This is a genomic window from Streptomyces sp. WAC 04229, assembly GCF_003947455.1.
GTDB lineage: Bacteria > Actinomycetota > Actinomycetes > Streptomycetales > Streptomycetaceae > Streptomyces.
In genome coordinates, this window is sequence record NZ_QHJH01000143.1 from 1 (window position 1) to 17294 (window position 17294).

Annotated in this window: 16 protein-coding genes; 8 read left to right on the forward strand and 8 right to left on the reverse strand. The window is 73.3% G+C overall.

The genetic code is table 11. From position 1 onward, the window contains the following. Positions 1–71: 71 nt before the first annotated feature. Entirely contained in the window at positions 72–1583 is a 1512-nt protein-coding gene (locus tag DMH12_RS28270) for an HtaA domain-containing protein (protein WP_125494279.1), read from the forward strand. Positions 1584–1648: 65 nt separating this feature from the next. Continuing rightward, positions 1649–2332, forward strand: a complete 684-nt coding sequence (locus DMH12_RS28275) for a PhzF family phenazine biosynthesis protein (RefSeq protein WP_125494280.1) — start codon at positions 1649–1651, stop codon at positions 2330–2332. Between the two features lie 67 nt (positions 2333–2399). Here the strand turns inward: DMH12_RS28275 and DMH12_RS28280 are convergent, their stop codons facing one another. After that, complete coding sequence (locus tag DMH12_RS28280; protein ID WP_125494281.1) at positions 2400–3047, reverse strand: heme oxygenase (biliverdin-producing); 648 nt, start codon at positions 3045–3047, stop codon at positions 2400–2402. 128 nt (positions 3048–3175) lie between these two features. After that, positions 3176–4033, reverse strand: coding sequence for a type I methionyl aminopeptidase (map, locus tag DMH12_RS28285; RefSeq protein ID WP_122620416.1), 858 nt, complete (start codon positions 4031–4033; stop codon positions 3176–3178). Between the two features lie 58 nt (positions 4034–4091). On the opposite strand from map, the gene DMH12_RS28290 reads away from it, so the two are divergent. After that, entirely contained in the window at positions 4092–4322 is a 231-nt protein-coding gene (locus tag DMH12_RS28290; protein ID WP_125494282.1) for a hypothetical protein, read from the forward strand. 35 nt (positions 4323–4357) lie between these two features. Here DMH12_RS28290 and DMH12_RS28295 read toward each other — a convergent pair whose 3' ends face one another. Further along, on the reverse strand, positions 4358–5674 hold the full coding sequence (locus tag DMH12_RS28295; RefSeq protein ID WP_125494283.1) for an MFS transporter: 1317 nt from the start codon (positions 5672–5674) through the stop codon (positions 4358–4360). Positions 5675–5741: 67 nt separating this feature from the next. After that, positions 5742–6356: a hypothetical protein gene (locus DMH12_RS28300; RefSeq protein WP_125494284.1), complete on the reverse strand. Its 615-nt coding sequence runs from the start codon at positions 6354–6356 to the stop codon at positions 5742–5744. 182 nt (positions 6357–6538) lie between these two features. Here DMH12_RS28300 and npdG point away from each other — a divergent pair, with 182 nt between their 5' ends. Continuing rightward, positions 6539–7246, forward strand: a complete 708-nt coding sequence (gene npdG / locus DMH12_RS28305) for an NADPH-dependent F420 reductase (protein WP_122620419.1) — start codon at positions 6539–6541, stop codon at positions 7244–7246. Between the two features lie 4 nt (positions 7247–7250). Continuing rightward, complete coding sequence (locus tag DMH12_RS28310) at positions 7251–7508, forward strand: hypothetical protein (protein ID WP_382811885.1); 258 nt, start codon at positions 7251–7253, stop codon at positions 7506–7508. Between the two features lie 6 nt (positions 7509–7514). On the opposite strand, the gene DMH12_RS28315 is transcribed toward DMH12_RS28310, so the two are convergent. Continuing rightward, positions 7515–8312: a site-2 protease family protein gene (locus DMH12_RS28315; RefSeq protein ID WP_125494285.1), complete on the reverse strand. Its 798-nt coding sequence runs from the start codon at positions 8310–8312 to the stop codon at positions 7515–7517. Between the two features lie 155 nt (positions 8313–8467). Here DMH12_RS28315 and DMH12_RS28320 point away from each other — a divergent pair, with 155 nt between their 5' ends. Further along, a complete protein-coding gene (locus DMH12_RS28320; protein WP_125494286.1) occupies positions 8468–11800 on the forward strand; it encodes a BTAD domain-containing putative transcriptional regulator in 3333 nt (1110 codons plus the stop codon). 30 nt (positions 11801–11830) lie between these two features. Here DMH12_RS28320 and DMH12_RS28325 read toward each other — a convergent pair whose 3' ends face one another. The 3 genes from DMH12_RS28325 to panB form a co-directional block, all read right to left on the reverse strand. Beyond that, positions 11831–12643, reverse strand: coding sequence for an ABC transporter permease (locus DMH12_RS28325; protein ID WP_125494287.1), 813 nt, complete (start codon positions 12641–12643; stop codon positions 11831–11833). After that, entirely contained in the window at positions 12640–13665 is a 1026-nt protein-coding gene (locus DMH12_RS28330; protein ID WP_125494288.1) for an ATP-binding cassette domain-containing protein, read from the reverse strand. The genes DMH12_RS28325 and DMH12_RS28330 overlap by 4 nt, the downstream gene beginning before the upstream one ends. 163 nt (positions 13666–13828) lie before the next feature. Next, complete coding sequence (panB, locus tag DMH12_RS28335; RefSeq protein WP_125494289.1) at positions 13829–14704, reverse strand: 3-methyl-2-oxobutanoate hydroxymethyltransferase; 876 nt, start codon at positions 14702–14704, stop codon at positions 13829–13831. A gap of 307 nt (positions 14705–15011) precedes the next feature. On the opposite strand from panB, the gene DMH12_RS28340 reads away from it, so the two are divergent. Continuing rightward, on the forward strand, positions 15012–16064 hold the full coding sequence (locus DMH12_RS28340; protein WP_125494290.1) for an endonuclease/exonuclease/phosphatase family protein: 1053 nt from the start codon (positions 15012–15014) through the stop codon (positions 16062–16064). A gap of 101 nt (positions 16065–16165) precedes the next feature. After that, the coding region (locus DMH12_RS28345; protein ID WP_125494291.1) for an MFS transporter at positions 16166–17294 on the forward strand (1129 nt) is incomplete at its 3' end.

The following is a 17294-nucleotide window of genomic DNA, read 5'->3' on the forward strand; positions in this document are numbered from 1 at the left end:
GGCTGACCCCCCCCGGAGACACACGACACCGGACCGCCCCCGGCGACCCCTCACCCAAGGAGAACCGAGCCATGCCCGTCAGACGACGCCGCTCCACCGCCCTCGCCGCAGCCGTGGCCACCGCCGCCGCGCTCGGCGCCACGGTCCTCGTCACGGCCGGCGCCACCACCGCCACGGCGGCCGAAGTCCCGCTCGCCGACTACGAGCTGACGTGGGGCATCAAGCAGTCGTACCGCAATTACGTCGGCATGTTCGGCACCTTCACCACGTCGGGCGGCGCCACCCAGGCCGCGGGCAACGGCGCGTTCACCTTCGTCGACGGCACCGGCACCTACGACACCACGGGACACACCGTCGACCTGGCCTTCAAGGGCGGGCTGGTGAGCAAGTCCGCGGCGCACGGCTTCGAGATCACGCTCACCGACGTGCGCTTCGACAGCAAGGCCGGCGAGATCACGGCCGACATCAGAAAGGTCGACACCTCCGCGGGCGCCCCCAGGACCACCGAGGGCGACGACGTCCCGCTCGCCACGGTCGCCGTGACCCGTGCGATGAAGGACATGGCCACCACCCTCACCGCCGAGGCGGGGGAGTACCTCGGCAGCGCGAGCTACGCGGGCGCGGCCGGCGACCCGCTGACGGTCGTCCAGAAGACGCCGCCGAGCACGCCGCCCGCCTCGCCGTCGCCCTCCCCGTCCCAGACGCGGACGCAGGAACCGTCCCCGTCCGCCTCGCAGACCGCCCCCACCGAGCGGCCCGAGACCGAGCCACCCGCCCCGACGCCGACGAAGACCACGGAGGCGAGCCCGTCCGCCTCCGCCACCGAGGCCGCCACCAAGGGCGAGGTCGCCGACGGCACCCTCGGCTGGGGCGTGAAGCAGACCTTCCGCGCCTACGTCGTCGGCCCCGTGGCCAAGGGCAGGGTCACCGTCTCCGGCGGCGCCACCCAGGCGGCCGGCAACGGCGCCTTCACCTTCAAGGACGCCACCGGCACCTACGACACCGACGCCGACAGGCTCACCGCCTCCTTCGCGGGCGCCGTGAACTTCAAGGGCCACGAGACCAACGGCACATACGGCCTCGACCTGACCCTGAGCAACCTCAAGGCCACCCTCGACGGAGGCAGCGGCAAGCTGAGCGCCGACGTGAACAGCCTCGGCACGCTCACCGAGGGTGTGGTGCTGGCCGACCTGAAGGCCAAGTCCGCCGACCTCGCCGCCGAGCAGGACGTCATCACGGCCGACGGCGTCGCCGCCACACTCACCGCGGCCGGCGCGAAGGCCTTCGGCGACTTCTACCCGGCCGGCACCGCCCTGGACACCGTCGACCTGTCGGTGGCGCTCAGCGACGGCGCCCAGCTCCCGGACGGCGGCTCGTCGGGCGGGAGCACCGGAGGCACCGGAGGGACCGCCTCCACCATCGGCGGCACCGGCACGACGACGGGCGGCTCGACCGGCGGGGGCGCCCTCGCCACCACCGGCTCCGACATCCCGGGACCGGCCCTGGCCGGGGCGGCGGGCGTCGCGGTCGCGATCGGCGCGGGAGCGGTCTACGCGACCCGCAGGCGCCGGACCCAGCAGTAGTCCGACGCGGGCCGGGGCGGACTCCCGTGCCGCCCCGGCCCGCCGGACGATGCTTGAATGCCCCGGTGACTGACTACGACGTACTGCGCGTCTTCTGCGCGCCGAACGGCGGATACGGCAACGAGCTGGGCGTCGTCCGCGAGGGCTCCGTGGTGCCCGAGCCGGGGCGGCGGCAGGAGCTGGCCGCGAAACTCGGCTTCAGCGAGACGGTGTTCGTCGACGACCCGGAGCGCGGTGTCGTCGACATCTACACGCCCACCCTGCGCCTGCCCTTCGCCGGGCATCCCTGCGTCGGCACGGCCTGGCTGCTCGACGTGCCCGAACTCGTCACCCCGGCCGGGGTGGTGGGCGCCCGGCTGGACGGGGAGTTCAGCTGGATCGAGGCCCGCCCCGAGTGGGCCCCGCCGCGCACCCTGCGCCAGTACGCCACCGCCGCCGAGGTGGACGACCTGCCGGTGCCGCCGCCGGGCGAGCGAAGCGAGATGGGGGTCCCCCCGGACGAAGTCTGGGGGAGGATCTACGCCTGGGCGTGGGAGGACGAGGCGGCGGGGCGCGTGCGGGCCCGTGCCTTCCCGGGCCGGGGCGACGGCATCGACGAGGACGAGGCGACCGGTGCGGCGGCGCTGCTGCTGACCGCTCGGCTGGGCCGCGCGCTCAACATCACGCAGGGCGCCGGCTCGCAGATCCTCACCGCCCCGCAGCCGGAGGGCTGGATCGAGATCGGCGGGCGGGTGCGCCTGGAGCGGTGACCGCGGCGGTCCCCTCCCGGCCAGGGCCGGGAGGTGACTGTTGTCGTACGCCGGTGTCCGGGTCGGATCAGGCGGACAGCGGGAACTCCTCGCCCAGCGCCCGGAAGACCCCCGTGTTCAGGGCGAAGGCGCGCTTGCACTCGGCCACTACCCGCTGCTTCTCCAGGTCGTCCGCGCGGATGCCGTCGAGCAGTTCGCGGTACTCCCGCTTGAAGGCGGCCGGGTTGCCGATCTCCTCGAAGACGTAGAACCGGACTCCGTCGCCCTTGCGGGCGAAGCCCCACGTCCGCTCCGCCTTGTCGCGGATGATCTGACCGCCGGACAGGTCGCCGAGGTAGCGCGTGTAGTGGTGGGCGACGTATCCCGCGGGCCACTCCTCGGCGCACTCGCGCACCCGGGAGGCGTACTCCTCCGTCGCGGGCAGGGGGGTCAGCCCCGCACGCCAGCCGGGGCCGCGCAGATGGGCCAGGTCCCGCTCCAGCGAGGCCAGCCGCAGCAGCTGCGGGCGGATGAACGGACCGGCCACCGGGTCCGCCGCGAGGCGGTCGGCGGCGCTCTCCAGGGCTTCGTAGACGAACCACAGCTGCTCGGTGTAGCGGGCGTACGCGTCGACGCCGAGCCGGCCGCCGAGCAGGTCGCTCATGAACGTGGAGGTCTCGGCCTCCACGTGCTGCTCGTGCGACGCCGTGCGGATGAGGGTCGAGAAGGAGTCCATGGGCCGATTTTCTATGGTTAGGCTTACCTAAGTCAAGGTCTTTCCGACGGTCTGTCGGCAAAAGGCTACCCAGACATGTGAAGGCCCGCACCTCGAGGAGTGCGGGCCTTCACCGGGCGCGGTGGGGGCTACGGGAGGGTGAGGATCTCCGCCCCCGAGTCGGTCACCACCAGCGTGTGCTCGAACTGCGCCGTCCGCCGGCGGTCCTTCGTCACGACCGTCCAGCCGTCGTCCCACATGTCGTACTCGTGCGTCCCGAGCGTCAGCATCGGCTCGATGGTGAAGGTCATCCCGGGCTGGATGACGGTCGTCGCGTGCGGGCTGTCGTAGTGCGGGACGATGAGCCCCGAGTGGAACGACGTGTTGATGCCGTGCCCGGTGAAGTCCCGCACCACCCCGTACCCGAACCGCTTGGCGTACGACTCGATGACCCGGCCGATGATGTTGATCTGCCGGCCCGGCCGGACCGCCTTGATCGCGCGGGCCAGCGCCTCCCGGGTCCGCTCGACCAGCAGCCGGCTCTCCTCGTCCACCTCGCCGACCAGGTACGTCGCGTTGTTGTCGCCGTGCACACCGCCGATGTACGCCGTCACGTCGAGGTTCACGATGTCGCCGTCGCGCAGCACCGTGGAGTCGGGGATGCCGTGGCAGATGACCTCGTTGACCGAGCTGCACAGCGACTTGGGGAAACCGCGGTAACCGAGCGTCGACGGGTAGGCGCCGTGGTCGCACATGTAGGCGTGCGCCACCCGGTCCAGCTCGTCCGTCGTCACACCGGGCGCGATGAGCTTCGCGGCCTCCTCCATCGCCCGCGCCGCGATCCGCCCGGCCACGCGCATCGCCTCGACGGTCTCGGGCGTCTGCACCTCCGGACCGGTGTACGGCGTGGGCGCGGGCTTTCCGACGTACTCGGGCCGCCGGATGTTTCCGGGCACGGAACGGGTGGGAGACAGCTCCCCTGGTACGAGCAGCGACTGGCCAGACATGCGAAGGAGTCTAACCAGCGGGCATGGGGGAACATGTCGGTGGCGAGAGGAGCTGGTCATGGCCCTGTTCAAGAAGCGCACGGTCGGCAAGCCGGGCGAGTGGTACTACTGCCTGGAGCACAAGAAGGTCGAGGAGGGCCCGGAGTGCCCGGCGAAGAACCGCTTCGGGCCGTACGCCTCCCGCGCCGAGGCCGAGCACGCGATGCAGACCGCCCGCGAGCGCAACCTCGAATGGGAGAACGACCCCAAGTGGCACGACGCCCCCGCGGGCCGTTCCGACGACGAGTGACCGGACGCCTGACCGGGCCTCGGCGCGGGGCCTGATCAGGCGTCCGGCGTGCGGGCGGCCGCGCGTTTCTCGCGCAGCCGCACCGCGTGCTCGTTGGTCCGCACGTCGTACGTCATCATCGTCGGCAGACACAGCGCCAGCAGCCCCACCGCCCCGGCGCACAGCAGTCCGCCCGACCACACCGAGGCGCGCACCCCGGTGAGCGCGGCCGTGCCGCCCGCCCGGACCTGGCCCAGCTGCGGGCCCACCGAGTACGACAGCAACTCGATGCCCGCGAGACGCCCGCGCAGCTCGTCCGGGATGGTCTGGTTCCACATCGCGCTGCGGAAGACGCCGCTGACCATGTCGCAGGCGCCGGCCAGGACGAGGCACAGCAGCACGAGCCACACGGTCCCGGCGATCCCCGCGGCGGCGATCGCCACACCCCACCCGGCCGCCGCCAGCACCACCATCCGCCCGTGCCGGTGCACCCGCGACGTCCACCCGCTGCTCACGCTCACCAGCAGCGACCCCGCCGGGATCGCCGCGTACATCAGTCCCAGCGACCACTCGGCGTCCAGCTCGTCCGCCAGGAACGGCAGCACCGCGAGCGGCATCGCCAGGAACATCGCCGCCAGGTCGACCGCGTACGTGCCCAGCAGCTCCTTGCGGCTCCACGCGTAGCGGGCCCCCTCGGCGATCGCCGCCCACGACGGCTTCGCCGCCTCGTGCGAGGCGGGTGCGGAGGCGAGGCCCACCACCAGGGCCACGGAGGCGAGGAAGGTGACCAGGTCCACCGCGTACGCCCAGCCGAGACCCGCGTACGCCACCACCACACCGGCCAGCGCCGGCCCCGCGATCCCGCCGACCTGCCAGCGCAGCGCGTTCAGCGAGGCGGCGGCCGGCAGGTGCTCATGGGCGACGATCCGCGGGATCAGCGCGTCCAGGGCGGGGCGCTGCACCGCGCCGAGCGCCGAGGTGAGCGCGGCGATCACGTACAGCGGCCACACGGCGGGGCTCGGCATCAGCGAGTTGACCAGCAGCGCGGCGCACAGCACGCCCTGACCGGCCTCCGTCCACACGATCAGCTTCCGCTTGTCCCAGGCGTCGGCCAGCGCGCCGCCGTACAGCCCGAACACCACCAGCGGCACCAGCTCCACGGCGCCGATCGCCCCCACCGCCGCCGCGGACCCGGTCAGCTCCTTGACCTGCACCGGCAGCGCGACGAAGGTCAGGAAGCTCCCGAAAGTAGTGATCAGCCCGGCGACCCAGAGCCGCCGGAAGTCCCGGGAGGCCCGCCAGGGCGAGAGGTCGGGCAGCAGGGCACGCAGGCCGACGGGCGCGTCGTCGGAGACGGGGGAGGCTTCGGTCACGAGGAGCCATCGTCGGGCCGGGCGGAGAACGGCGGCAACCGGATTTCCCCAGACCCCGGACCGGCCCTCACCAGCCGGACGGAGGCGGGGCCGTCAGGTGGTCGGCCAGGCGGGACAGGCGGTCGCGGAAGCGGCGGCGGCCCCGCGGCGGCGGCACCGCGTTCTCGCCGGCCGCCGCGCTGACCAGGTGCTGCACCGTGTCCAGGTCCAGCTCGGCGCCGTCCGGCACGGTCAGTGCCTCGTGCGCCATCGCCGTCAGCTCCCGCTCGCCCGGGCCGCGGTCGGTGCCCAGCGACAGCACCGTCGCACCGGCCCGGCGGGCGTCGTGCACCCGTTCCAGCAGCGGAGCGCCCGGATCGGCGGGCGTCACCACCAGCAGCGTCTCCCCGCGCCGGGCCGCCGCCAGCCGCCCGAGACCCACCGCCAGATGCGCCGGGTCCGTGGGACGCGCGTCGTGCCGCACCAGCGTGGGCGCCAGTTCCGGCGTCCCCGACCAGGCGGCCTCGTCCACCAGGTGCGCCGCCAGGTGCCAGGGCTCGTGCTCGGCGGTGCCCACGAGCAGCAACCCGCCCCCGTGCGGGACCACCGACCCCCGCAGCGACCCCGCGAACCTCCGGGTGGCCCCCAGCCACTCGGTCCCGGCGAGCACTTCCCGCAGCAGCGCGACCCGTACGGCGTCCATGCGGCCGCATCCTGCCGCAACCCCGCCCGCCCGGTCCGGCGTTCGCCCCGGATTCGCCCGACCCGGGGATACCGGGGAGGGCCCGCCGCCGGCGCCCCCGACCCGGGGATACCGGGGAGGGCCCGCCGCCGGCGCCGAGACCCGTACGACCGTCGTGACCGGGGCGGACGTAGGGTCGGCCCATGACCTCTACCGACAGTGCCGCACAGAAGGCCCCCGCCAAGGACCCCTGGGACCTGCCCGACGTCTCCGGGCTGGTCGTGGGCGTGCTCGGCGGCACCGGCCCGCAGGGCAAGGGCCTCGCGTACCGCCTCGCCAGGGCCGGCCAGAAGGTGATCATCGGCTCGCGCGCCGCCGAACGCGCGGAGGCCGCCGCCGCGGAACTCGGGCACGGCGTCGAGGGCGCCGACAACGCCGAGACCGCCCGCCGCAGCGACGTCGTGATCGTCGCCGTGCCCTGGGAGGGCCACGGCAAGACCCTCGAATCCCTGCGCACGGAACTGGCCGGCAAGCTCGTCGTCGACTGCGTCAACCCGCTCGGCTTCGACAAGAAGGGCGCCTACGCGCTCAAGCCCGAGGAGGGCAGCGCCGCCGAGCAGGCCGCCGCCCTGCTGCCGGACAGCAGGGTCACCGCCGCCTTCCACCACCTCTCGGCGGTCCTCCTCCAGGACCCGGAGATCGACGAGATCGACACCGACGTGATGGTGCTCGGCGAGGACCGCGCCGACGTGGAGCGGGTGCAGGCCCTCGCCGGACGCATCCCCGGCATGCGCGGCATCTTCGCCGGGCGGCTGCGCAACGCCCACCAGGTCGAGTCGCTGGTCGCCAACCTGATCTCCGTCAACCGCCGCTACAAGGCACACGCCGGGCTCCGCGTCACGGACGTGTGAGCCGATGGGGGACACTGGTGGGTGCCGCGGTACCCGCGTCACCCGCACGTGTCCCCCGACAGGAGCCAGCCCCATGCCCCGCCTCGCCCTCTACGCCCTGGTCGTCTGCGTCCTCGCGGTGACCGCCGCCGTCGTCTCCTTCGTGCAGGGCAGCGTGCTGATCGGCGTCGTGTGGGTGCTGCTGTCGGGGCTGTCGTCCAACATGTGCTGGTACTACGTCAAGCGCGGCCGGGACACTCGCCGCGAGTCCGTCACGGGCTGAGCGCCGTCACCCGGCGACCGTGCACAGCTCGTCGGTCTGCCAGAACCGGTACAGCTCGAAGCCGCAGTACGTGTCGACCTCGCCGATCCCCAGCCCGCGCAGGATCGCGTCGATCGCGTCGAAGAACACCCCGTTGACGGCCGGGATCCACAGCAGCGCGAACACGATCAGCAGCCCGAACGGCGCGAGCGGCTCCACCTGCCGCCGCACGTTGTACGACAGCCAGGGCTCGATCACCCCGTAGCCGTCCAGACCCGGCACCGGCAGGAAGTTCAGGATCGCCGCCGTCACCTGGAGCAGCGCGAGGAAGGCCAGCGCCAGCCGGAAGTCGTGCGGCACGCCGTCCAGCGCGTCCAGCCAGAACGGCGCCGTGCACACCACGGCGAACAGGACGTTCGTCAGCGGACCCGCGGCCGAGATCAGACTGTGCCGCCACCGCCCCCGGATCCGCCCGCGCTCGATGAAGACGGCCCCGCCGGGCAGCCCGATCCCGCCCATGATCACGAACAGCACCGGGAGCACGATGCTCAGCAGGGCGTGGGTGTATTTGACCGGATTAAGGGTGAGATAGCCCTTCGCGCCGACCGAGATGTCACCGCTGTGCAGCGCGGTGCGGGCGTGCGCGTACTCGTGCAGGCACAGCGAGACGATCCACGCCGCCGTCACGAACAGGAAGACGGCCAGCCCCGGCTGCTCCGCGAACCCACTCCAGGTGGCCCACCCCGTGACCGCGGCGACGGCGACGATCCCGAGGAAGACGGGACTGACCCGCCGGTCACTGGGGCGGGCGGTGGCGGTGGTCATGGAACTCCCTGGTACTCGAACACACGTAAGACCTGCGGGACTGCCCGACCGTACCGGGCCCACCGGCAGAACGTCCCGCGGATGCCGGCGGTTCCAGACGGGCGCCCCGCCGCGCCGCCAAAACCCCGTGACCGGCTCCGACCGCACCAGGGACAATGGGGCCCGTGCGCTATCGCATCCTCGGCACCACACAGGTACTCCGTCCCGACGGCACGGCCGTCCCGCTCGGCGGGGCACGGCTGCGTGCGCTGCTGACCGTGCTCGCGCTCAGGTCAGGACGCGCCGTGCCCGCGGGGCTGCTGGTGGAGGAGGTGTGGGACGGGGATCCGCCCGCCGACGCGCCGGGAGCCCTCCAAGCACTGGTCGGGCGGCTGCGCCGGGCGCTCGGCGCGGACGCGGTCGCCTCGGCCGACGGCGGGTACCGGCTCACCGCCGCCCCGGACGACGTCGACCTGCACCGCTTCGACCGGCTGGTCGGGGAGGGCGGCCGCGCCCTCGCCGACGGCGACCCGGCGAAGGCGGCCGCCGTCCTCGACGACGCCCTCGCCCTGTGGTGCGGCCCCGCCCTCGCCGACCTGCCCGACCGCACCGCCGAGGCGGCCCGCTGGGAGACCAGGCACCTGGACGCCCTGCGCGCCCGGCACACCGCCGCCCTCGGCCTCGGGGCGGCCGAGCGCTCCCTGCCCGAGCTGACCGCGCTGTGCGACGGCCACCCCCTGGACGAGTCCCTCCAGGCACTGCGGCTGCGCGCCCTGCGCGACACCGGCCGCACCGCCGAGGCACTGGCCGCCTACGAGGCCGTACGGCACCTGCTCGCCGACCGGCTCGGCACCGACCCCGGGCCCGAGCTGCGGGCCCTGCACGCGGAACTGCTCGCGCCCGGGGAAGGGGTGACGCCCCCCGGGCCCGGCGCCCGGACCGCGCCCGCCGAGCCACTCCGAGAGGCGGCCGCCCGGCCCCGGGGCAACCTCCGTGCCCGGCTCACCTCCTTCGTCGGCCGGGACGCCGACCTGGAGTGCCTGCGCGCCGACCTGGCGACCACGCGTCTCGTCACCCTCCTCGGGCCCGGCGGCGCCGGGAAGACCCGACTGTCACAGGAGGCCGCCGAGGGCGCCGGGGACACCGCACCGGACGGCGTGTGGCTCGCCGAACTGGCCCCCGTGGACGACCCCGACGCCGTACCCGAGGCCGTGCTGACCGCCCTCGGCGCCCGCGAGACCGTGCTGTACGGAGCGGGTGCCGAGGAGATGCGGGCGGTCGGCGCCGACCGGCGGGCCACCGCCGTCGAGCGCCTCGTCGAACACTGCGGCAGGCGCCGCATGCTGATCGTCCTCGACAACTGCGAGCACGTCGTGGAGGCCGCCGCCCGCCTCACCGAGGAACTGCTCGCCCGCTGCCCCCGCCTGACCGTCCTCGCCACCAGCCGCGAACCCCTCGGCGTACCGGGGGAGTCCCTGCGCCCGGTGGAGCCGCTGCCCGAACCCGCCGCACTGCGGCTGCTCGCCGACCGCGGCGCAGCCGCCCGACCCGGCTTCCGCCCCGACGCCGACGAGGACACCGCCGCCGCCTGCGCCGAGATCTGCCGCCGCCTCGACGGCCTGCCGCTGGCCATCGAACTGGCCGCCGCCCGGCTGCGCATGCTCACCCCGCGCCAGATCGCCGACCGCCTGGACGACCGCTTCCGCCTGCTCACCTCCGGCAGCCGCACCGTCCTGCCCCGCCAGCAGACGCTGCGCGCGGTGGTCGACTGGTCCTGGGACCTGCTGGACGCCGACGAGAGGGAGGTGCTGGGCCGGCTCTCCGTCTTCGCCGGCGGCTGCGACCTCGCCGCCGCCGAGGCCGTGTGCGGGCCCGCCGCCCTGGACGCCCTCGGCTCCCTCGTGGACAAGTCCCTCGTCGTGGCCGCGCCCGTGACCGACCGGGAGACCGGCGAGGGCATGCGCTACCGGCTCCTGGAGACCGTCGCCGAGTACGCCGGCGAACGCCTCGACGAGACCGGCGGCCGGGCCGCCGCCGAACGCGCCCACCTGACGCACTACCGCGAATTCGCCCGCACCACGGACCCGTTGCTGCGCGGCCCGCAGCAGCTCGCCGCCATCGAGCGGCTGGAGCGCGAGTACGAGAACGTGCGCACCGCCCTGCGCCACGCCATCGTGGAGCGCGACGAGCAGGAGGCGCTGTCCCTCGCCCTGTCCCTGGGCTGGTACTGGCAGATGCGCGACCTGCGGGTGGAGGCCCGGAACTGGTTCGTCGAGATCATGGCCCTCGGCCCCGACCCGTTCGCCGAACCGGTCCGCCCCGCCCTGCCGGTGTGGGAGCGCTGCACCGCCGCCCCGCCGCCGATGACCGGCGAGGTCCTCGCCGAGGCCCGGCGCGGCATCCACCTGGCCCACCTGGCCTGCATGGACACGGAACTGGACGCCTGGCAGCGGCCCGCGGCCCAGAGCAAGCTGCGGGTCATCGCGGCGACGTACGAGCCGGGCATGCCGCAGACCTGCCGCAGCCCCGGGGTGCTCTGGTTCTTCGCCGTGCTGCTGGCCGGCGACATCGAGCGGCTGCGCGAGATCCAGGACGCCACCGTGCGGACCTGCCGCGAGACCCCGGGCTACGAGTGGGAGCTGGCCGGCGCCCTCCAGATGCGCGCCAACATGCTGGCCAACCGCACCGACTGGGCGGGCGACGCCACGCGCGACGCCGACGAGTCGCTGGAGATCTACGGCCGCCTCGGCGACGCCTGGGGCATGGCCGAGGCCCTCTCCGGACGCGCCGAGGCCCGCGAACGCACCGGCGAGTACGTACTCGCCGCCGCCGACTACCGGGCCGCCGCGGAACACGCCGAGCGGCTCGGCGCGCACGCCCAGGTGGACGTTCTCGACGCCCGCCTCGGCAGCGTGCTGCTGGAGTCGGGTGACGCGGAGGAGGGCGAGCGCATCCTGCGCGACGTGATCGAGCGGAATCGCGGCGCCGGTCACAACGGCGCGATGCCCGCCGCCCGGCTCTTCCTCGCCGGCCACCTCGGCATGACCGGCCGCACCGCCGAGGCGGGCGAGCAACTGCGTCTGCTGCGCGAGGAGTTCACCATCGCGCACTTCGTGGTCTTCGACGCCTTCATCCTCGCCGCGGAGGCATGGCTCGCCACGCTGGAGGACCGGCACGAGGAGTGCCTGACCAAGGTCCGCCAGTCCCTGGAGCGGGCCGACGACCCGCTGTCCGCGGCCATCGCCCCGCACATGCGGTCCGCCTACCTGACCATCGCCGCGATGGCCCTGGCCCGCGTGGACGGCGGGCGCCGGGCCGCGGACGGCGCACGGTGCATGGGTGCCGCCGAGGCGATGCTGCCGCCCGGCCACGTGTCGTCCGGCATGGAGCGGGACGCGCGCGGCCGGGCCCTCGAACGGGTGCGCTCGGCGCTCGGCGCCGAGGCGTACGACGCCGCGTACGCCGAGGGCGGCCGCCTCTCCCCCGGGGAGGCCGTCGCCCTCGTCTGACGCGTACGACGCGTCCGTGACGTCCGTGACTCAGCTCTTCGTGCGGAACTTGTGGATGGCGACCGGCGCCATCACCGCCGTGATCGCCACCGACCAGCCGAGCGTGATCCACAGGTCGTGCGCGACCGGACCGCCCACCATCAGGCCGCGCGCCGCGTCGGCGAGCGTGGACAGCGGGTTGTAGTCGGTGAAGGCCTGGAGCCAGCCCGGCATCGACTGCGGCGGCGCGAAGATCGAGGAGCCGAACTGCAGCGGGAACAGCACCAGGAAGCCCATCGCCTGCACGGACTGCGCGTTCTTCAGGATCACCCCGAGGGTGAGGAACACCCACATGATCGACGAGGCGAACACCGCGGACAGCCCCACGGCCGCGAACAGCCCGACCCAGTGGTCGATGTCGAAGCCGACCAGTACGGCGACGATCATCAGCACGGCGGTGGCGAAGAGCATCCGCACCATCTCCACCGCGATCTTCGCGAAGAGCACCGAGCCGCGCCCGATCGGCAGCGACCGGAAGCGGTCCATGACACCGGAGTTGAAGTCCTGGCTGAACCCGGTGCCGACGCCCTGGGACAGCGTCATGCTCATCATCGCGATCATGCCGGGGATCACGTACTGCACGTAGCCGTCCTGCCCGCCGCCCAGGGCCTGGCCGATCGACCCGCCGAAGACGTACACGAACAGCAGGGTGAAGACGACCGGCATCAGCAGCGCGTCGAACATCGACTCCGGGTCCTGCCGGATCCAGAGCAGGTTGCGGCGGACCAGGGCGCTGGTGTGACGGGCGTGGCCGCGCAGCGAGATGCGGGCGTCGTCCGTGGGAGTGGTGGTGGCGGCGCTCATACGGCGACCTCCTCGCGGGCGTCGGTGGACGCGGGGTCCTGCGGGGCACTGGCGCGGTGGCCGGTGAGGGACAGGAAGACCTCGTCCAGGCTGGGCAGTTCGGTGGTGATGGAGCCGATGGTGATGCCGCGCGCGGTGACCGCGCCGACCACGGCGGTCAGCTGCTCGTCGCTCAGGATCGGCACCAGGACGTCGCCGCGCTGCGTGTCGACCGTGCTGCCGGCCAGCCCGGTGATGCCCAGCTCGTCCAGGAAGGCGGCGAGCGGGCGCAGTTGCAGCGGGTCGGCCGGGCGGACGCGCAGGGTGCGGCCGCCGACCTTGGCCTTCAGCTCCTCGATGCCGCCGTTCGCGATGACCTGGCCCCGGTCGACGACGGTCAGCTCGGAGGCGAGCTGCTCGGCCTCCTCCATGTACTGGGTGGTGAGCAGCACGGTGACGCCGTCGCCGACCATGCGCTTGACCTCGTCCCACACCTCGTTGCGGGTGCGCGGGTCCAGGCCGGTGGTGGGCTCGTCGAGGAAGAGGACCTTCGGGCGCCCGATCATGGACGCCGCCAGGTCGAGGCGGCGCCGCATGCCGCCGGAGTAGGTGGACGCGGGCCGCTTGCCGGCGTCGGTGAGCGAGAACCGCTCCAGCAGTTCGTCGGCCCGGGCACGCGACTCCTTGCGGGGCAGGTCCAGGAGCCGGCCGATCATGTACAGGTTCTCCCAGCCGGGGAGCTTCTCGTCCACGGACGCGTACTGCCCGGTGAGGCCTATGACCCGCCGCAGCTGCCGGGGCTGCCGTACGACGTCGTGGCCGGCGACGTGCGCCTGGCCGGAGTCGGGCGCGAGGAGGGTGGACAGGATGCGGACGAGGGTGGTCTTGCCGGCGCCGTTCGGTCCGAGCACACCCATCACGGTGCCCTCGCGCACGTCCAGGTCGACACCGTCCAGCGCCTTGGTCTCGCCGTAGTGCTTGACCAGCCCCCGTACGGTGACCGCGGCGTCCGCGGCCGAGGGGTTGTCGTCGATTCGCTTCATGCCGACGACGTTGTCAGCCCCCACCGACAAACCACCGACAGGGCGCCGACAGCCACCGACAGCCGTCCGACACCCCCCGGCGTCCCGCCGACGGTGCCGCGAAACCACCGGCCCCGCCGACGGGGGAAGATCGGCGGGGCCGGTGTCGTACCGCGGTGGCTTGTCAGTGGACGGAGTGCTCGTCCTGCGGGAAGGTGCCGCCGACGACGTCCTCGGCGTACGCCTTCGCCGCGTCGCCGATGACCTGGCGCAGGTCGGCGTACTGCTTGACGAACTTCGGCACCCGGCCGCCGGTCAGCCCGAGCATGTCGGTCCACACCAGCACCTGGGCGTCGGTCTCCACGCCCGCGCCGATGCCGACGGTCGGGATGTGCAGCGTCCGGGTCACCTCGGCGGCCAGCTCGGCCGGCACCAGCTCCAGGACGACGGCGAAGGCGCCCGCGTCCTGTACGGCCTTGGCGTCGCGCAGCAGCTGCTGGGCCGCCTCCTCGCCGCGGCCCTGCACCCGGTAGCCCATGGCGTTCACGGACTGCGGGGTGAGACCGATGTGCGCCATCACGGGGATGCCGGACTCGACGAGCAGCCGGATCTGCTCGTGCGACCGCTCACCGCCCTCCAGCTTCACGGCCCCCACGCCCGCCTCCTTGACCAGGCGGGTCGCCGAGCGCAGCGCCTGCACCGGGCCTTCCTGGTAGGAGCCGAAGGGCAGGTCGCCGACGATCAGGGCGCGGCTGGTGCCCCGTACGACGGCGGCCGAGAGCATCGTCATCTCGTCCAGGGTGACGGGCACGGTCGACTCGTACCCGAGGTGGCAGTTGCCCGCGGAGTCGCCCACGAGCATCACCGGGATGCCGGACTCGTCGAAGACGGACGCGGTCATCGCGTCGTACGCGGTGAGCATGGGCCACTTCTCGCCGCGCTCCTTGGCGGCGGTGATGTCCCGGACGGTGATGCGACGGTTGATCTTGCCCCCGTACAGCGCCCTGCTCCCGTCCCCGGGGGTGCGCTGCGACGTCGGGGCAGCCGAAAGCTGCGTCATGGCAACGGCTCCTTCATGTCATCTCGAGGCGCCCTGACGGCGTCCCCGGATCCCCTCCATGGTGGCACTTGAGCCGTCCCTCCGGCTAGGGGACCCTCGTCACGTGCCACCGATCGGCTCACGGGGTGAAATGTGCCCGTTCTGTCACAGAGCGACCCGAGCCGGCGGGACGCGGAACCCCGCGCGGCGACTCGTTCGTCCCAGTGCCCGTACGGCCGTCGAAGGACGGCAGGATCGGAACCGATCATCCCCTATGGTGCTGAGTCACGGGGGCGACGGTGAGCACGGCGGGCAGTGAGGCGACGGTATGGCGCAGCAGGCGTACATGACGGAGACGGACAACGGTGGCTCGGATCCCGAGCGCCGGGGGAACCGGATTCGACGCCTGGTCGGCCGGGTGGTCACCGGCTGGCGCGGCGACCGGCGGATCTGGACCCGGGGCCTGGTCACGGCCGCGGTCGCGCTCCTCCTCTCCGCGGTCATGGCGGCCCACTCGCACATCCCGAACGCCATCGGCAACCTCGGCAGCCTCACCGAAACCTTCCTGCCGTGGTTCGGCCTCCTGATCCCGGTCCTGCTGGTGATCGCCGTGGTCCGCAAGTCGGCGACGGCGCTGATCGCGCTGGTGCTGCCGGTGAGCGTGTGGCTGAACCTCTTCGGCGGCCTGCTCTTCGACAAGACCGGCGGCGGCGGCGACCTCACGGTGGCCACGCACAACGTCAACGCCGACAACGCCGACCCGGCCGGCACCGCCCGCGCCGTGTCCGCGTCGGGCGCGGACGTGCTGGCCCTGGAGGAGCTGAAGGCGTCCGCCGTACCGACGTACGAGAAGGCGCTGGAGTCGAAGTACCCCCACCACGCCGTCGTCGGCACCGTGGGACTGTGGAGCAAGTACCCGGTCGCCGACGTGCGGGCGGTGGACATCCAGCTGGGCTGGAAGCGCGCGATGCGTGCCACCGTCACCACCCCGTCCGGGCCGCTCGCGGTGTACGTCGCCCACCTGCCCTCCGTCCGGGTGAAGCTGGAGGCGGGGTTCACCGCCCGGCAGCGGGACAAGAGCGCCGACGCCCTCGGCGAGGCCATCGCCGACGAGAAGCTGCCCCGCAAGATCCTCCTCGGCGACCTCAACGGCACCATGAACGACCGCTCGCTCACCGCGATCAGCTCGCAGATGCGCTCCCCGCAGGGCGCCGTCGGCAACGGCTTCGGCTTCAGCTGGCCGGCGTCCTTCCCGATGGCCCGCATCGACCAGATCCTGGTCGACGGGGTCGAGCCGATGACGAGCTGGACCCTCCCGTCGACGGGCAGCGACCACCTGCCGATCGCCGCGCGTGTGAAGGTCGACACAACGGCCTCCTGAAGTTCGCCCGTGGAATACCTGCCCTGAGAGCCTTTGTTCCGTAGGGGAACATACAGTCGTCCCTCCCTTACGCACTCCGCTCTCGAAAGGCACGTCCCCTTATGCCCCTGGCCCTGCTCGCCCTTGCCGTGGGCGCCTTCGGCATCGGTACCACCGAGTTCGTGATGATGGGCCTGCTGCCCGACGTCGCCGACGACCTGGACATCTCCATCCCCACCGCGGGCCACCTCGTGTCGGCCTACGCGCTGGGCGTCGTCATCGGCGCCCCGCTGCTGGCGGCGGCGACCACGCGGATGTCCCGCCGCTCCGTCCTCATCGCCCTGATGGCGCTCTTCGTGCTGGGCAACGCCCTGTCGGCCGTGGCGCCCGGCGAGATCTCCCTGCTCGCCGCCCGCTTCGTCAGCGGCCTGCCGCACGGTGCCTTCTTCGGCGTCGGCGCGGTGGTCGCCACCGGCATGGTGGCCCCCGAACGCAAGGCCCGCTCCGTCTCCCTCATGTTCCTGGGCCTCACCGTCGCCAACATCGTCGGCGTGCCGGCGGCCACCGCCATGGGCCAGGCGCTCGGCTGGCGGGCCACCTTCCTCGGCGTGAGCGCGATCGGCGTCGCGGCGATAGCGGCCCTGGCCGTCCTGATCCCGCGCGAGAACGCCCCCGCCCCCGCCGCGGGCCTGCGCGGCGAACTGGCCGCCCTGCGCTCCCTGCCGGTCTGGCTGGCACTCGGCACCACGGTCGCGGGCTTCGGCGCGCTCTTCGCGGCGTACAGCTACATCACGCCGATGCTGACGGACGCCGCCGGATTCGCGGACGCGAGCGTGACGCTGCTGCTGGCCCTGTTCGGCGTCGGCGCCACCGCGGGCAACCTGCTCGGCGGCCGCCTGGCCGACCACTCCCTGCGCGGCACCCTCTTCGGCGGCCTCGCCGCGCTGGTCGTGGTCCTCGCCCTCTTCCCCGTCCTGATGCGCACGCCGGTCACGGCCGCCGTGTCGGTGGCCCTGCTCGGCATGGCCGCCTTCGTCACCGGCTCCCCCCTCCAGCTGATGGTGATGGAGAAGGCCACCGCGGCCCCGTCCCTCGCCTCCTCGGCCAACCAGGCCGCCTTCAACCTCGCGAACGCCGGCGGCGCCTGGATCGGCGGCCTGGCCCTGGCGGCCGGCTTCGGCGTCACGTCCCCGGCCCTGGCGGGGGCGGCGCTGGCGGTGTCTCTTTTTCACATCTCCGAGCCCACGAGAC

Bases quoted from the DNA above. Each gene is read 5' to 3' on its own strand.
- DMH12_RS28280 (WP_125494281.1), bottom strand. From the start codon at position 3,047: ATGGACTCCTTCTCGACCCTCATCCGCACGGCGTCGCACGAGCAGCAC.
- DMH12_RS28310 (WP_382811885.1), top strand. From the start codon at position 7,251: ATGGGGGACACTGGTGGGTGCCGCGGTACCCGCGTCACCCGCACGTGT.
- panB (WP_125494289.1), bottom strand. From the start codon at position 14,704: ATGACGCAGCTTTCGGCTGCCCCGACGTCGCAGCGCACCCCCGGGGAC.
- DMH12_RS28270 (WP_125494279.1), top strand. From the start codon at position 72: ATGCCCGTCAGACGACGCCGCTCCACCGCCCTCGCCGCAGCCGTGGCC.
- DMH12_RS28325 (WP_125494287.1), bottom strand. From the start codon at position 12,643: ATGAGCGCCGCCACCACCACTCCCACGGACGACGCCCGCATCTCGCTG.
- DMH12_RS28300 (WP_125494284.1), bottom strand. From the start codon at position 6,356: ATGGACGCCGTACGGGTCGCGCTGCTGCGGGAAGTGCTCGCCGGGACC.
- DMH12_RS28315 (WP_125494285.1), bottom strand. From the start codon at position 8,312: ATGACCACCGCCACCGCCCGCCCCAGTGACCGGCGGGTCAGTCCCGTC.
- DMH12_RS28320 (WP_125494286.1), top strand. From the start codon at position 8,468: ATGGGGCCCGTGCGCTATCGCATCCTCGGCACCACACAGGTACTCCGT.
- npdG (WP_122620419.1), top strand. From the start codon at position 6,539: ATGACCTCTACCGACAGTGCCGCACAGAAGGCCCCCGCCAAGGACCCC.
- DMH12_RS28330 (WP_125494288.1), bottom strand. From the start codon at position 13,665: ATGAAGCGAATCGACGACAACCCCTCGGCCGCGGACGCCGCGGTCACC.
- DMH12_RS28340 (WP_125494290.1), top strand. From the start codon at position 15,012: ATGGCGCAGCAGGCGTACATGACGGAGACGGACAACGGTGGCTCGGAT.
- map (WP_122620416.1), bottom strand. From the start codon at position 4,033: ATGTCTGGCCAGTCGCTGCTCGTACCAGGGGAGCTGTCTCCCACCCGT.
- DMH12_RS28290 (WP_125494282.1), top strand. From the start codon at position 4,092: ATGGCCCTGTTCAAGAAGCGCACGGTCGGCAAGCCGGGCGAGTGGTAC.